Genomic DNA, 13,677 nt, shown 5'->3' with positions numbered 1-13,677 from the left:
CGCTCCGGAGCACGCCCTGTTCCCGGCGCAGCCGCGATGGCGGAGACGTTGCCTGGTGGCGCGTCGGGATGCATCAGTGGTTCTGCGGGTTACATCGCGTAGGCGCAGAGTCCGGCATCGGTACCTGCGAACATGAGGCGTCCGTCCGGACTGTAGACGCATGAGGACACACTGCTGTCCGTCCGCATCATGGTCGTCGGCACGCCGCCGGCGGGATCCCATATCCGCACGGTCCCGTCGTAGCCGCCGATGGCCAGACGGGCAGGGCGTTGCGCGCACAGTAGGCACTGACGCCCCCGCCCAGCAGAAACGCCAGGAGCGCCACCATCTGCCGACCCCTGGTTGTCGAGGTGGCAGCGGGCGGTCAGGCATCAGGGTCGACTTCGCGGTGCGTGAACCGCACGGGCTTGCCCAGCGACCGGGCGTAGGCGATTTCGGCTCGGGTGCTGTCTTTGATGTAGTCGCCGACCAAAGCGCCTGGGTTCGCGATTACTGAGCGATCGGGGACGCGAACCCAGGCAGGGGGACTGATCGGGAACGTGCTCATCGTCGTCCATCCGCCCAGCAAGTGGGGCAGACGCCCCGGCCATCTCGGGTGCTGTGCCACTCCTGGGTGAGGTACCGACGAAATGGGCCTCACGAAGTGACGAAACGCAGGCATGGGCCGGTCGGGCACCGTCAGGATGTGCCTACGTTCGTCTACCGACCCTCGTGGAAGGTAATGCGAGCTCACCTGCGCGGGAACTCCACGCGTCGGAGGCCACGTTCCTGCAGGTCAACCAAATTTGTCGGTTGTCCGGGACCCTGAGCTTCGCGTACCGCCGGCGTCACGGCATGCCCGCACCGTGACGCCCCGGCTGCACACCGCGGACGGGCTACGTCATCAACTCGATGTGTGGATGCTCGGGCTTCGCCGGGCACACGAACAGATGCTGCCGGTAGCCGCTGCCTATCTGGACCCCGGTCGCGTTGTAGCCGCGGTGGCCGGGGTACGGTCCAGCACCTGGGTGGGGGGACGGAGACCAGCTATTCCCGGCGTCGTCCCCTTCCTCAAACGTGGCGACGGTCATCAGGACCTCCATGCCGGTGCCGCACTCGGAGCAGGGCTGCGGGCTGGGGTCGGTGGAGTTCCAAGCGGGCCAGCCGCCGACCTTCCAGCCGGGTGCGTTGGACAGCACACAGTCGTAGTACGTGTCCGGGTCCATGTCTTCCTCCGCTGCCTGCGGCACACTCCACTGCTTGAGCTGCTCCTGCAGTTCTTCGCTCAGCTCCAGATGGTCGGGGTACTCGGTGATCTGCTCCGGTTCGAGCACGCACGGTTCCGGTAGATAGCCGTCGAACTGCACTGCGGGCGGCTCGGGGGGCGTGTCGAGGATGTCGGTGACAGCGGCTGCGGAACGCCAGAAGAGCAGGGTCCTGGGCATGATCGGATGATCGAAGGGGCACCACAGAACCTGGAGAAGGTCCTTGCCCTCCGGCGGGCTCAGATCGGACACATCCCGTACGTACAGCTGCGCGACGGGCAGCATGGCTATGGGGCTGTCGTACGACCGGACCGCCGGCCTCACCGGATACGTCTGAGGGGGTCGGATCCGCTCGAGAGTCTCCCGTTCCTCCGACGTCATGTCCCGGCCGTGCGAGGCGGCGAAGATGCGTCGTTCCAGCCGCAGATCCGCCGGGGACTGGGCTGGGTTGATGCCATCCACCACATGCGGTTCCTCGCAGTGCGGCCACGGTTCCTCAGCGGGCCAGAGCAGCGGCCCGCCGATCGAGCTGTCGTGCCACGTCGGCACCCCAGGGCGGGGGTGCAGGCGGGTCGCCGTGCGGGCCAACGGGGCCAGTTGGGGAAAGACCGCGACAACATCGATCGGCCGTGGCGGAGTGACAGGAGTGACATTCATGGCCGCAATCTTGCCAATCGCCTCTGACAACGGCCCTCGTGGCCGCACCCCGAAGAGCTCCGCCACGGGCGCCACCCGGGAGAGCGGTTCGTCGCCTCGGGCCGGCTGGATGTTGGCGAAAACCATTGGTGCCCGGCTTGCTCCGCTGATGGAGTGACGTCCTACCGTGAGTCTGCCGCGTGACGGAGGTAGTGGTTGTGACAGGCTATGACGTGCTTGCCGAGGTGTACGAATGGCTCATCTCGGATGCAAAGTTGCCTCCAGCCGAGTTCGCTGCGTCGTTCGACGACGTCCTCAATCTCCTGCCGTCGAACGCTCACGTCCTCGACTGTTCGTGCGGAACCGGACAGTTGGCGGTTGGCCTCGCCGGTCGTGGCATGCAGGTTGTCGCAACTGACGCCAGCGAGGCGATGGTTCGTCGGACGGCAGAGTTGTCTGAGGCGTTCGGGGTATCCGTCCGGGCCGTACGGGCGAACTGGGAAGAGTTGCCCGACCATTTCCAGGACGACACGTTCGACATGGTGTTCTGCGTTGGCAACTCGCTTCACCATGCCACGGGCGCGACAGGCAGGGGTGCTGCTCTGGAGTCGATGTCACGGCTTCTGCGCCCCGGGGGGCGCTTGGTACTCACATCCCGCACCTGGGAACTCGTGAGGGCCAGAGGTTCCCGGCTGGAGATCAGTGACCGACTCGTCCGCCGGAACGGTCGCGATGCCGTCGTGGTCTACCGCTGGGAGATTGCGCCGCATTGGGAGGAGGAGCACCACATCGAGATTGCGATCGCGCAAGTTGATGCGACCGGGTTGGTTCTTGTCCGCTCGGAACTGCTGTCCTGCTGGCCCTACCGGTACGAGGAACTCGAAGTCGAACTGCACCGGGTCGGACTCCAAACGGAACTGAGCACGTTCGATCTTGAGGCCGAGAACTACATGGTGGTCGCGAGCAAGGTATAAACACCGGACTCTCAGTCCCTGGCCGGACCGCGCGGTTGCCCGCACGACGCTTGCGCCCTCTCATCGGTGCGGGTTCAAGTGGTCAACGCAACGCCTCGGACGAGGAGTGCTCGTCGATCAGACGGCGGTAGATCCGAGGTGACGGTGTGGCGCTGTTTCCTGGTCGCGTCCAGATCACTGAGCAGGATCTCGTCGATCAGCAGCGTGAACGGATCCAGCTTCGACGGCCGCGCCGAAGAGGTTGTCGTGCGTGGCTGGGCTGTCACAGATCGGGAGGCTGTCCTGTCTTCACTGTGGACACTTCCTGATTGGAGAAATGCATGAGCGCTGAACAGGCACACCTGCCCCCAGGCGTCGAGGTGATCGCTACCCTGCCGCAGGCGACGACCGGGATGCCGGCCGACGCCGAGGCCAGGACCGTCCGGGTCACCCTGTCGCCCGGCGACCCCGGCGCGCCGCCGCACCGGCACCCCGGACCGCTCTTCGGCTACGTGACCCAGGGCGAGATCCTCTTCGAGCTGGAGGGGCAGCCGCCCCGAGTGCTCAAGGCCGGTGACGCCGTGTTCGAACCCGGGGGCGACGTGATCCACTACCTGGGCGCCAACAACCTTCCGGACGCGCAATCGGAGCTGGTGGTGACCATGTTCGCGCCGCCGGGTGCCCCGATTCTGACCGTGGTGAGCGCAGAGGAATTGGCCGAACGACGACACCTACGGTTCACCCAGCCTTGATGACCTCCGGTATGGCGGCTGTCTCTTTGCGCCTTGATCGAGGCATCTGAGGGCCGCCCGGAGGCTGCTGCAGCGGCGGAAGCCTTTCAATGCTCCTTGTGGCCGACTGACGCACTCAGGGGGCGCTGTTGTGTGTCGAGGCGGGGACGCCCTCGATGAGGCGTAGTGCTGGAGGGAGTTGCGGTCGCGGGCCGGTTTCTCCACCGCGGCGAGGGCCTTGTCCGGCAGGTGGAGGTCGATGATCTGCAACTGGCCGCGACTCACGGGATCCGTACCCCACACTTCTGTATCGGCGTGGTGAGGGGTGGCAGTCGGTGGTGGACCCGGTGCCGTCACGGTTCCGGGTCCTCACCGTTCGCGCATCGACCGGTGCGCGGTGCCCGATGTACGTGGCCGGGGGCGGCAGACACGTCGGTCAGGCCGGGGAGGCGGGGCGGACGATGCTCAATCAGGCCGAAGGACCGCTGAGCTTGAAAACCTGAGATCAGCGTGGCAGGCGCTGCCATAGCGCTCCAATGGAGCTTGCGCAGGAGCCGCCGGCTCTTGAGGGTGGCGTTGGCCAGCTCGCCGACGGCTCGGATCCTGTCGTGGGCGGTGTTCACGGTCCGCATCCCGGCAGGGAGCGTGCTCGAGCGGCACGCGGATCGTGCTTCGGGCTCCGTGCGGAGTCCGGGAGACCAATGCCCGGCTGCCGGAGAGCGCGGGGTCCATGCGCCTGTGCGGGGTGTCGGTCCGTGTCAGGCAGGTGGTGGGGGTCGCCTGCGCATCTTTGGCACTGAGCACCGGCGGCTTCCCGGATGGACGTGAGGCCGGCGCGGGACGGGTTCATCACGGCAGTGGCGGGCTTGATGGGGGAGCGGGGGCCGGCCGGTGGCCCGTTCTTGGGGGGGGGCGAAGGGCCAGCCGCTGCTGAAGCCGGCGATGCCGGAAGGGGCAGGCGCGGGGGATCTTTCTCGATGAGGCGTTGGCCACGTTCTGCGTGTCGTGTCCTGCAGGCTTACGTCGTTGCGCTGCTCAGGACATTTGTAGGGCTCCTTGTGTGACACCTGTACTGCCGTATGTGTGCCTCTTGACACTGCACCACGCCTGTCGCCCTCCGTAGGCTTGCGGCATGTTCAAATCTCACAAACCAGGACCGGACGATGCCTGGGAAGGCATCGTTGAGGACAAGTCGCGGGGCATGCTCGACGGCGCGAACATGTACCACTTCATCAAGGTGAGGCGATCGGACGCCCAGCTCATCAAGGTGCGCATCGACCGTGGCCTGTGGAAGTCGCTTGCAGTCGGCGATCGCATCGTGAAGAGGGCAGGGAGCGGCCCGGTCAAGGCGTAACGTCCCGGGGCGCTGTACCTCGTCGACGGAGTGCTCGTCGCCCGCGATGGGGATGGGCCGGCCATCCTGCGCTGTTCGCGCCAGGCCCTTCGCGCTGCGGTGGGCAGGTGTCGCCCGGCGGCCTGTGCGGTGTCATCGCCCCGCCTGCCTCCGGCCCCCGCTTCGGACCGGAGACACCCTTCAGCTTGAGCACCACGTACTTGCCGTCGTGATGCACCGCATAGTCCGGCTGCCAGGAGATGACCTGCTCCGCAGTGAACCCGTTGAGGCCGGCCTCGGCGATCACGTGGCCGGTAAGGAACTCCTCGGCATGCGGAACCGGTTGAAGCCGTCCTGGGACGTGGCCGCCCTCTGCGGTGAGGCTTGAGAAGAAGACCGCGTTCAGGTCCACCATCGACCGGCGCGTCCAGGGCCGGTTGTCCGGCGCGGAGGCCTCGACGGTGGTGCGCTCGGGCACCATGGGTTCGCCGGCCGCCTGCGGCAGTCGGATGTCCAGGCCGCCGACGACAGCGTTGAGCATCGGATACAAACGATGGATTCAATCGGCATCCATCCTTTGTATGGATGTCTGTACGATGCCACGGTAGGGGCATGAGCCTGAAGACACGCCCCGAAATCCTGCGCTACACCGCCTTCACCACCGACCCCGCCGGTGGCAACCCGGCCGGCGTCGTACTCGACGCGGCCGCACTGGACGATGCCGCCATGCTCGCGACCGCCGCCGAAGTCGGCTACTCGGAGACCGCGTTCGTCACCGCTGGGGACCACGCGTCGCGCCGGTTCCGACTGCGCTACTTCAGTCCGCTTGCCGAGGTCGCCTTCTGCGGCCACGCAACGGTCGCCACCGCGGTGGCCCTGGCCGAACGGATCGGCCCCGGCCCGCTCGTCTTCGACACGCCGGCGGGTGAGATCGCCCTGGACACCTCCACAGAACCCGAAGGCTCCGTGACGGCGACGCTCACCAGCGTCCCCACCCGCTCCCGACCGGCGCGCGACGAGGAGGTAGACGCCTCCCTTGCAGCCCTGCACTGGTCCCCGGAAGACCTTGACCCGGCACTCCCACCGCACGTCGCCTTCGGCGGAAACGAGCACCTGGTTCTGGCCGTGGCCACCCGCGAGCGTCTCGCGGCCCTCGACTACGACTTCGACGCTCTGGCCGAGGTGATGCACCGTCACGGCTGGACCACGCTCCAGCTCGTCTGGCGAGAAGCCCAGGAACTCTTCCACGCCCGCGCCCCCTTCCCCATCGGCGGCGTCGTCGAGGATCCTGCCACCGGCGCCGCGGCGGCCGCCTTCGGCGGCTACCTGCGCGCCCTCGGCACCCTCCCGCCCTCCGGCGCCTTCACCATCCGCCAAGGGGAGGATCTCGGTCGGCCCAGCCTGCTCCAGGTCGAGGCATCCACCACGGACCCGCGCGTGCGAGTGAGCGGACACGCGGTGGCGATCGTGGGTGCAGTCGCGAGCACCGGGATGGGAGAAGCCTGAGCGAGCGAAGGACATGACATCTGGAGGGCACCGGCGCATGGAGGCAGGCCGCCCCACGACCACGTCGGCACGACGTCACGCCCCGGCCAGGGCCGCGGCGTTGAGCACTCTGAATCCGCGACATCGCGTACCGCGATTCTCGCCCCCCGATCGTGCCGGGGTGACGGCCACCGGACGCCAGCCGGCTCACCATGACGGAGCGGCGGTCTGGGGCTCAGTACTCGAGCAAGCGCCCGGTCCGCCTCTCACCACGGTGCTCCAAGGCCGTGCAAGCGCCCACACAGGCGAGGTCACGTGAGTGAGGGCCCGAGACCGAAAAGGCGGTTCGGGCCCTCACGCGGGTACGCAACTACGGGAGGCGTGAGCCGGATGCCGGCCGGGCTGGGTGAGCGCGCATTGCCTGCGCGCGGCTCTCGGAAGGCGGTCACGGCCCATCTGCCTGAGTGGGCGAGTCGACTGGCCCCGTACGGCCTGCGGTACTTTCGCCCCGTCCCTGTATGGATCGATTTGCTGCTGTGTCCTGCAGGGCTGCGTACTACAACGGCGCGGCAGGTCTGTGGCATTGCTACGCGCCGAATCGGGAGCCGCTTCGAGGCGTCTCACGCGGGACTCTGCCGGTCGCTGAGGTTCTTGACCGTGCAGGCAGGGGGCGAGTGTGTGGATGGGTGACGATGCGTTCCGTGCCGGTGATCTACACCTGTTCGAAGTGAAAGGACCGGATGAAGCAGTCGCGCGGTTGACCGATCGCGAAAAGGACGCACTCGAGCACAGATTGGGCGGTCAGCGGGTCGTCGGCGGTCCGGGATGTGTGTTCCCAGGTGGAGTGGAGCGGGTCGCCGTCGGTGAAGTCGGGCGGGTAGAGCGAGATGACTCGGATGCCCTCGGGGCGGAGGCGATGAGAGAGGACGTCTGCGAAGCCGGCCTGGGCGGCCTTGGCCGCGTAGAACGCAGGATGCGCCTGGGACCGGTGGTTCTGGGCTTCCGCAGCCGAGGAGATCAGGTTGACCACATCTGCGCCCTCGGAAGTACGCAGCAGGGAGAGGAAGTGCTTGACGGTCAGCAGGGTGCCGGCGGCTCCGGAGGCGATGGTGTCGGTGATCGCGTCGTCGTCGGCGTCCCACAGATCGGGGCCCTCCAGATAGCGGGCACCATTGTTGATCAGTACATCTACCCGGTCGGTGCGGGCGGCGACCCCCTCCGCGAAGGCCCGCACGGTGGAAGGATCAGCCAGGTCACAGGCGAACGCTTCTGCTTCCGCGCCGCTGTCGGCCGCCACTTCGTCGGCCACCCCCTGAGCGGCAGCCAGGGTGCGCGCGGACAGGAACACGCGCGCACCCGACCTGCCCGCCTCCAACGCCAGCGCTCTTCCGAACCCGCGCCCGGCCCCGGTAACCACAACCGTCTTCTGGGCGAGATTCATACGCGCACCTCCGTCTCTCCTGTGTTGATCTTCATGAGAGTAACGGTGGCGTCGAACACGTCGAGCCCCGCCCGCGGCCAAAGCACAGGTGAGGAGATCCGCTGAGCACGACTGGGGGCCGGCGTGAGCACCGCCTGGCCGTTTCCACGACTCTGTCCGCCGCTGCGTAATCCGCCTTGATCGTCAAGACCTGAACGGTGGCACTGGCCAGGGGTGTCCATCTGGTGAGCTGTTTGCCGGCCGTCCGGCCATCACGTAGTCGTGATACTCGTCCTGGACCAGACCGGCGTCGACCCACCTTCCGCGTACTGCTCCGGTGACGTGTTCGGCGGCTGTGAGGGCGGCGAGCGGTTCCTCGCGAGTCGCCACAGGGCGATCGAACTCCTCTTCCTCGTCGTCAGGTTCAAGAGGAGGGAACTCGACCAGGTCTGCGAAGGTCTCGTTACCGACGTCTTCCAGGATGTGCAGCCAGATCTCGTAGTGGGTCTTGGCCGGCCGGACCTCTACGTAGTGGATGCCGGGACGCTCGGGTGAGCCGGCAGGACCGAGGAACTGCTCGACCGGTCGACCCCGTCCCAGGGCCCCAAGGGCGAAGGACTCCGTCAGATAGCGCACGTCAGAAGCCTAGAGGGCCATCAAGGCACTTCGGCGTGACCTCTCAGCCGATCCGGCGCTCGCGCGTGACCTGCGACGATCTCCTTGGGTGCCGGACACGACGCCGTCCGCGGGACGGACGACGCCCTTGTCCTCGCATGGGCACTCACCGGGCGACCACCGCGGACAGCCCTGCCGGCCGGCCAGTCGCACAGACCGCTGCCGAATGTGGACCCGTCACGCTCTGAAGGAGCGGGACGACACCCGCTCGTGCCACGCCAGTGGCCGGCATCAGGCCGCCGAGTTCAGCGCGGCCAGCCGTGCCGAGTCGGTGAGCAGAGCAGCCAGAGCATCGCGAGTGGCGGCCAGGTCGGCGAGTTGCGTCTCCAGCTCGGTGAGACGGTCGCGCAGCCGGTCGGCCATGCAGTCACCGACCGTCGTGCCGCGGTTCTCCACGCACGGCAGGACCTCGCGGATCGTCCGTGTGGGCAGGCCCGCCGACAGCAGCATCCGGATGTCGCGTACGACGTCCGGTGCGCACGCGTCGTACGAACGGTGACCGCCCGCCGTGCGCTGCGACACGAGCAGACCCTGCTCCTCGTAGTAACGCAGCAGCCGGACGCTGACGCCTGCCCGGGACGACAGTTCGCCGATCTTCATGGTGATCCACCTCACATGGGCTTGAATCTCTCATCAATGTCAGCTCATAGCGTCTGAGCCATGACGAACACAGACGCGAACACGAAGACGGCCACGACCTCGACCGGCACCACATTCAACCTCGGCGGCGATCTTCCCGTCAGCCGGATCGGCTACGGCACCATGCGGCTGGCCGACGGACCGGACGCTCCCGGCGGTGCCTCCGCACCGATCTGGACCCCTCCCGCCGACCGTGCCGCGGCGATCGCCCTGCTGCGAGGGGCCGTAGAACTCGGCGTCAACCTCGTCGACACGGCCGACGCCTACGCACTCGGTGCGGGCGAGGAACTGGTCGCCGATGCACTGCATCCGTACGGCGACGCGGTCGCCGTCTCCACAAAGGTCGGCGTCACCCGGCCCTCTCCCACCGAGTGGGTGCCGCTCGGCCACCCCGCCTACCTGCGCCAGCAGGCCGAGTTGAGCCTGCGCCGCCTGCGCACGGACCGTATCGACCTGCTGCATCTGCACCGTCTCGACCCTGCCTATCCCATCGCCGACCAGGTGGGCGCGCTGGCACAGCTGCAGCAGGAGGGCAAGGTCCGGCACATCGGCCTGTCCGAGGTGACCGTCGAGCAGCTGGAGGAAGCACGGCGCACCGCCCCGATCGCCGTGGTGCAGAACCTCTACAACCTGGGGGCCCGCGACCACGAGGACGTCGTCGACCACACGGCGGCGCGTGGCATCGCTTTCCTGCCGTTCTTCCCTGTGGCCATGGGCGGCCACACCGGCCCTGGCAGCCCGGTCGCCGCCGTGGCCGCGGAGCTCGGCATCACCCCGGCGCAGGCGGCGCTGGCTTGGCTCCTGCATCGTTCACCCAATCTGGTCCCGATCCCGGGAACAGGCTTGGTAACCCATCTCGCGGAGAACATGAAGGCGTTGGAGGTGGTGCTGAGTGCCGACCAGTTCGAGCGACTCGACGACGCGGCATGACGGGCGGCACCCTCACCCTCAGCACACAGTGGGGTGACATCACCACCTGTTCCGCTCACAGTGTCCGCCTCGCCGGCCGCCGCCACTGGCTACGGCCGTATCGACAACACGCCGAAGAACCACGGCACCCCGGCCCTGACCGACGAGCTTGACGGTGCGGCAGCTATCCCCGCTTACACAACCAGTCTCGCAAGCGCGGGTTCGTGTCGAGTCGAGCACACCTTCGCCCGGATGAAGTGCTGGAAGATCCTTGGAGACTGTCGCCTCAAAGGCGACGGCGTTCATCACGCCATGCGTGACATCGCCCGCCTCCACAATCTGGCACTCGCCGGAAAGAGGCTCATCGAGTGACAGCCCGCGCCGACGCCGGGCGAGTCTTTCAGAGGATGCCACGCAGGTCGACGACCGGCTGGTCCTCCAGCAGGTAGGTGCGGTAGCGGCCCTCGGCGAACATCTCCCGCAGATACATGCCGGGGAAGTCCAGGACATCTCGTCTGCCTGCCAGTGCTATCCGGACTCGATAGCGGCTGTCGCCGTCGAGGACGAGCACGTCGCACTCGTGCGGCTCCGGCGCCTCGATGCCGATCAGGGTGATGCGGTCTTCGGCCATCTGATCGATCCACGCGGCCAGATCGTCGAGCAGCCACGCCATGTTCATCCAGGCCGGCGCGTCGGCGGCGGGCTGCCAGTCGTAGGTGCGGCGTGCCTCGCGTCCAGTTGCGGGCGGCTCGCCCTCGAAGTAGACAGGCGGTTCTGACGGGCCGCTGAACTCGGTGAATTCGATGGCGCGGGATCGGAGCGTGAGCTTGGTGACGCGGAATCGGTCAAGGCCGAGGTCGAAGGCGACCTCGGCTGCATGGGTGAGGAATTCGCTGTCCTGATCGGCCACGAACGTGTCTTTCTCGGCGGTGGAGGGCCGCCCCCGACCGGCGGGGGCGGCGAGTGCGGATCGACGTCTTACCGGAGTCGGTTGTAGGACCCGGCGTAGCGGTACCGGTCTTCAGTCGCGGACACGGGGACAGTCCAGGCGAGGGGACTGTAGGAGGCTGCCAGCCTTTCACGGCCGGAGGCGGTCAGTGCGGTGGTCGGCGCTGTGACGGACACGGAGTCCGCCAGCGGCTGGTAGGAGCTCAGGTACGTCTCGGTGCCGTCGACAGCGTCACCCTCGTCTGCCGGAGCACCGCCGTCCATGGGAGTGTTCTCGTCCTCGAGGTCAGCCTCGTCCACGACCTCGTCCGATGGGGCCTGAGAATTGTCAGGAGCGTCCTCCTCCGGAACGGTCCCTTCGTCGGAAGCGGCAAGGGAGCGGTTCTCCTTGGCCAGAGTGGTGCTGACCCAGTTGGGGCACCGGACAACCCCCACGCAGTACATGGTGATGACGCCCTTGTCCTGGCCGTCACGCTGTACCTTCTCATTAACCGAAAGGATCATCTTGTACTGCTTGACGAGAGTGCATACCCCGTTGCGGCAACGGTACTTCCCCGCATACCCGGTCATGTGATAGGTCGTCGAGTTTCCGACTCGATTTCGGTTCGGGGACTTGGCGATGTACTCGACCGCGGAATACTTCGTGATGTTGTGCTTCTTCTTGACCTTGTTCCAGCCGAAGCCCTTGTCGTGCGTACGGTCGTAGTAGCCTACGCGCAACGACGCCTTGCCCGGGCCCGAGTAGTCGAGGTGCTTGAGAACCCGATAGGCCGGGTTGGCCGCTGCTTCGGCGTCGCTGCTGGTCGAGGCAGCTGCCGGAACGCTGAAGGCGCCGAGCAGGACTGTGGCTGCCATGGCACCCACTGTGTTCTTGACTCGGTTCATTGTGTTCTTCCCCCTTGCAGGTCTGTGCCGGACACAAGAAGTCGGCACAAACGCGGACTCTAAACAGAACGCGATCAAGAACCCAAGGAATATTGAAGATCATCGGCTACTTTGAGACAGCCCTCTCCCGGCCCGGCGACACCATCCAGTGCGAGTTCCCGGACATAGTGACCCGACGAAGATCGGCCATCTGCGGGCGCATCAAACATTGATCAGCCCCAGCCCCAGCCACCGCCGGACCGCGCGCCGTTCCCCTGCCGTTCGCCGCGGGTATCGACCTGCTGCCGTCCGTGGCCGAGTTCCGTGGCGGCTCCCGATGCACGTCGTTCGAGCACCGGCGATGTCGGCAGGGACGGATGGAGCGTCTGCGCCGAGGTACTCGTCACCGATTCGCGCATCGAGCCGATGAGCGGGGCGGGCTGCAAGGTGACGGTGGGGGAGTGGTGTTGGTACTACGAAGGGGTCACCGTCGCCGGCCCTTGGCGGTCCGGGCGTCGACAACAGGGTGCCGTTCCCGGAGGCCCGGGACTTTGGCGCTTTTACTTGGACCGTGGCGGGGCGGGAAGCGTGTGCCCACGAAGGGCACGGCGACCTGTTGTACCGCCTGGAGACAGATGATGTGGGGCGGCAACCGGCGGCAAATGCCCCAGAAGCCGCCCCAGTGGTCGGGGAACGCGTGCGCGAAGGAGGCGGTCAGTCGGTCCGGCTGCCCGCATGAAGACCTGGCAGATCGTGCGCGACTGGCCGCCTCCGCGGCGACGTCGTGCACCACGCGATGCGCGGCATAGCCCGCCTGCACGACCTCAACCTCGCCGGACAGGCGAACCGGCCATCCTGCGGCCGCAGACATGAGCTGCCGGTGAACGAGCCGACCCACGCCAGTCCCGAGGTCATTTCGTCTGTCGGCGGGCCTGCTTCACCTCACGGTCGACAGCCCAGGCGTCAGCGACCGGCCCGAGGTGGCCGAGCTTGTCGGGGTTGATCACCGAGCGGATGGTCTGGATCTGCCCGTCGAGCACATCGAGGGCCATGATGTGGAGCACCCTGCCGTCCCGGTCGCGGAAGATCGCTCCGGGCTGGCCGTTGACCTCGTGCGGCTCGAAGGTCACGTCGATCCAGGCCATCCGGGGGAAGACGGAGGCGAGCAGCCGGGCCACGTTCTCGGCCCCGATGACGGCCCTGGCCAGCTGCGGGGCCTTGCCGCCGCTGTCCCCGACCATCGACACGTCGGCGGCGAGCAGATCCCGCAGGCCGACGACATCGCCATCGCGGAGGGCGCCGAAGAATCGCGTCGCCAGCTCCTGCCGCTCCCGACGGTCCGCTTCGAACCGTGGCCGTCCGGCCTGCATGTGCCGCCGCGCCCGTACCAGCAGCTGTCGGCACGCCGCCTCCGACCGCTCCACCGCCGCGGCGACCTCGTCGAAGCCGAAGCCGAACACCTCCCGCAGCACGAACACCGACCGCTCCAGCGGGCTGAGCCGCTCCAGGAGCAGCAGCGCCGCCATCGACACGGAGTCGGCCAGTTCCGCCGAGCGTGCCGGATCCTGATAGGGATCGGTGAGCAGCGGCTCGGGGAACCACGGCCCGACGTACTCCTCCCGCCTCACCCGTGCGGAGCGCAGCACGTCGATCGAGATCCGCGTCACCGTGGCAGACAAAAAGGCCTTGGTCGACGTGGGCCGGGTCGCCGAGCCGTCGAAGCGCAGCCAGGTCTCCTGTACCGCGTCCTCGGCCTCACCCACGCTGCCCAGAATCCGGTAGGCGATCGAGAACAGCAGCGGCCGCAGCTCCTCGAACTCCTCGACCTTGCTCACGCCGG

14 protein-coding genes and 3 pseudogenes are annotated in these 13,677 nt (G+C 67.3%); 8 read left to right on the top strand and 9 right to left on the bottom strand.

Going from position 1 to position 13,677, the window contains the following annotated elements:
• Window positions 1-89 precede the first annotated feature (89 nt).
• Window positions 90-281, bottom strand: coding sequence for a WD40 repeat domain-containing protein (locus tag ABEB03_RS45425; RefSeq protein WP_425589313.1), 192 nt, complete (start codon window positions 279-281; stop codon window positions 90-92).
• A 594-nt stretch (window positions 282-875) separates the two neighbouring features.
• Complete coding sequence (locus tag ABEB03_RS27690; protein WP_345655173.1) at window positions 876-1,901, bottom strand: hypothetical protein; 1,026 nt, start codon at window positions 1,899-1,901, stop codon at window positions 876-878.
• A gap of 197 nt (window positions 1,902-2,098) precedes the next feature.
• On the opposite strand from ABEB03_RS27690, the gene ABEB03_RS27685 reads away from it, so the two are divergent.
• A complete protein-coding gene (locus tag ABEB03_RS27685) occupies window positions 2,099-2,854 on the top strand; it encodes a class I SAM-dependent methyltransferase (protein WP_345655365.1) in 756 nt (251 codons plus the stop codon).
• Window positions 2,855-3,174: 320 nt separating this feature from the next.
• On the top strand, window positions 3,175-3,585 hold the full coding sequence (locus ABEB03_RS27680) for a cupin domain-containing protein (RefSeq protein ID WP_345655171.1): 411 nt from the start codon (window positions 3,175-3,177) through the stop codon (window positions 3,583-3,585).
• A gap of 509 nt (window positions 3,586-4,094) precedes the next feature.
• Here ABEB03_RS27680 and ABEB03_RS27675 read toward each other — a convergent pair.
• Window positions 4,095-4,245 (bottom strand): annotated as a pseudogene (locus tag ABEB03_RS27675) (IS5/IS1182 family transposase); the annotation flags it as partial.
• A gap of 451 nt (window positions 4,246-4,696) precedes the next feature.
• On the opposite strand from ABEB03_RS27675, the gene ABEB03_RS27670 reads away from it, so the two are divergent.
• Window positions 4,697-4,918: a DUF7489 domain-containing protein gene (locus tag ABEB03_RS27670; protein ID WP_345655169.1), complete on the top strand. Its 222-nt coding sequence runs from the start codon at window positions 4,697-4,699 to the stop codon at window positions 4,916-4,918.
• Here ABEB03_RS27670 and ABEB03_RS27665 read toward each other — a convergent pair.
• The gene (locus tag ABEB03_RS27665) at window positions 4,908-5,438 is read right to left on the bottom strand and encodes a hypothetical protein (RefSeq protein WP_345655167.1); all 531 of its coding nucleotides are present in this window, start codon (window positions 5,436-5,438) and stop codon (window positions 4,908-4,910) included. The genes ABEB03_RS27670 and ABEB03_RS27665 overlap by 11 nt on opposite strands.
• A 71-nt stretch (window positions 5,439-5,509) precedes the next feature.
• On the opposite strand from ABEB03_RS27665, the gene ABEB03_RS27660 reads away from it, so the two are divergent.
• Window positions 5,510-6,403: a PhzF family phenazine biosynthesis isomerase gene (locus tag ABEB03_RS27660; RefSeq protein ID WP_345655165.1), complete on the top strand. Its 894-nt coding sequence runs from the start codon at window positions 5,510-5,512 to the stop codon at window positions 6,401-6,403.
• Between the two features lie 691 nt (window positions 6,404-7,094).
• Here the strand turns inward: ABEB03_RS27660 and ABEB03_RS27655 are convergent.
• Window positions 7,095-7,823: an SDR family oxidoreductase gene (locus tag ABEB03_RS27655; protein WP_345655162.1), complete on the bottom strand. Its 729-nt coding sequence runs from the start codon at window positions 7,821-7,823 to the stop codon at window positions 7,095-7,097.
• Between the two features lie 261 nt (window positions 7,824-8,084).
• On the opposite strand from ABEB03_RS27655, the gene ABEB03_RS27650 reads away from it, so the two are divergent.
• The gene (locus tag ABEB03_RS27650; RefSeq protein ID WP_345655159.1) at window positions 8,085-8,357 is read left to right on the top strand and encodes a hypothetical protein; all 273 of its coding nucleotides are present in this window, start codon (window positions 8,085-8,087) and stop codon (window positions 8,355-8,357) included.
• A gap of 351 nt (window positions 8,358-8,708) precedes the next feature.
• On the opposite strand, the gene ABEB03_RS27645 is transcribed toward ABEB03_RS27650, so the two are convergent.
• Window positions 8,709-9,077 (bottom strand): MerR family transcriptional regulator, encoded by a 369-nt coding sequence (locus ABEB03_RS27645; RefSeq protein ID WP_345655156.1) that lies wholly within the window; start codon window positions 9,075-9,077, stop codon window positions 8,709-8,711.
• A gap of 60 nt (window positions 9,078-9,137) precedes the next feature.
• Here ABEB03_RS27645 and ABEB03_RS27640 point away from each other — a divergent pair, with 60 nt between their 5' ends.
• Window positions 9,138-10,046 (top strand): aldo/keto reductase, encoded by a 909-nt coding sequence (locus ABEB03_RS27640; protein WP_345655152.1) that lies wholly within the window; start codon window positions 9,138-9,140, stop codon window positions 10,044-10,046.
• Between the two features lie 207 nt (window positions 10,047-10,253).
• Window positions 10,254-10,397, top strand: a pseudogene (locus ABEB03_RS27635) (IS5/IS1182 family transposase); the annotation flags it as partial.
• Between the two features lie 28 nt (window positions 10,398-10,425).
• Here the strand turns inward: ABEB03_RS27635 and ABEB03_RS27630 are convergent.
• Entirely contained in the window at window positions 10,426-10,935 is a 510-nt protein-coding gene (locus tag ABEB03_RS27630; protein ID WP_345655147.1) for a hypothetical protein, read from the bottom strand.
• Between the two features lie 68 nt (window positions 10,936-11,003).
• Entirely contained in the window at window positions 11,004-11,828 is an 825-nt protein-coding gene (locus ABEB03_RS27625) for a hypothetical protein (protein ID WP_345655143.1), read from the bottom strand.
• Window positions 11,829-12,566: 738 nt separating this feature from the next.
• Between ABEB03_RS27625 and ABEB03_RS27620 the strand changes: the two are divergent.
• Window positions 12,567-12,675: pseudogene (locus ABEB03_RS27620) on the top strand (IS5/IS1182 family transposase); the annotation flags it as partial.
• A gap of 73 nt (window positions 12,676-12,748) precedes the next feature.
• Here the strand turns inward: ABEB03_RS27620 and ABEB03_RS27615 are convergent.
• Window positions 12,749-13,672 (bottom strand): RNA polymerase sigma-70 factor, encoded by a 924-nt coding sequence (locus ABEB03_RS27615; RefSeq protein WP_345655140.1) that lies wholly within the window; start codon window positions 13,670-13,672, stop codon window positions 12,749-12,751.
• Window positions 13,673-13,677: the final 5 nt, after the last annotated feature.

Source organism: Streptomyces siamensis, assembly GCF_039543605.1.
Lineage (GTDB): Bacteria > Actinomycetota > Actinomycetes > Streptomycetales > Streptomycetaceae > Streptomyces > Streptomyces siamensis.
Note: the sequence above shows the minus strand (reverse complement) of the source record. Positions and strands in the feature narration are given on the sequence as shown.

What these genes read in the sequence shown, in the direction of transcription:
- ABEB03_RS27670 (WP_345655169.1), top strand. Translation starts at nt 4,697, where the DNA reads ATGTTCAAATCTCACAAACCAGGACCGGACGATGCCTGGGAAGGCATC.
- ABEB03_RS27660 (WP_345655165.1), top strand. Translation starts at nt 5,510, where the DNA reads ATGAGCCTGAAGACACGCCCCGAAATCCTGCGCTACACCGCCTTCACC.
- ABEB03_RS27640 (WP_345655152.1), top strand. Translation starts at nt 9,138, where the DNA reads ATGACGAACACAGACGCGAACACGAAGACGGCCACGACCTCGACCGGC.
- ABEB03_RS27645 (WP_345655156.1), bottom strand. Translation starts at nt 9,077, where the DNA reads ATGAAGATCGGCGAACTGTCGTCCCGGGCAGGCGTCAGCGTCCGGCTG.
- ABEB03_RS27680 (WP_345655171.1), top strand. Translation starts at nt 3,175, where the DNA reads ATGAGCGCTGAACAGGCACACCTGCCCCCAGGCGTCGAGGTGATCGCT.
- ABEB03_RS27690 (WP_345655173.1), bottom strand. Translation starts at nt 1,901, where the DNA reads ATGAATGTCACTCCTGTCACTCCGCCACGGCCGATCGATGTTGTCGCG.
- ABEB03_RS27625 (WP_345655143.1), bottom strand. Translation starts at nt 11,828, where the DNA reads ATGGCAGCCACAGTCCTGCTCGGCGCCTTCAGCGTTCCGGCAGCTGCC.
- ABEB03_RS27655 (WP_345655162.1), bottom strand. Translation starts at nt 7,823, where the DNA reads ATGAATCTCGCCCAGAAGACGGTTGTGGTTACCGGGGCCGGGCGCGGG.
- ABEB03_RS27665 (WP_345655167.1), bottom strand. Translation starts at nt 5,438, where the DNA reads ATGCTCAACGCTGTCGTCGGCGGCCTGGACATCCGACTGCCGCAGGCG.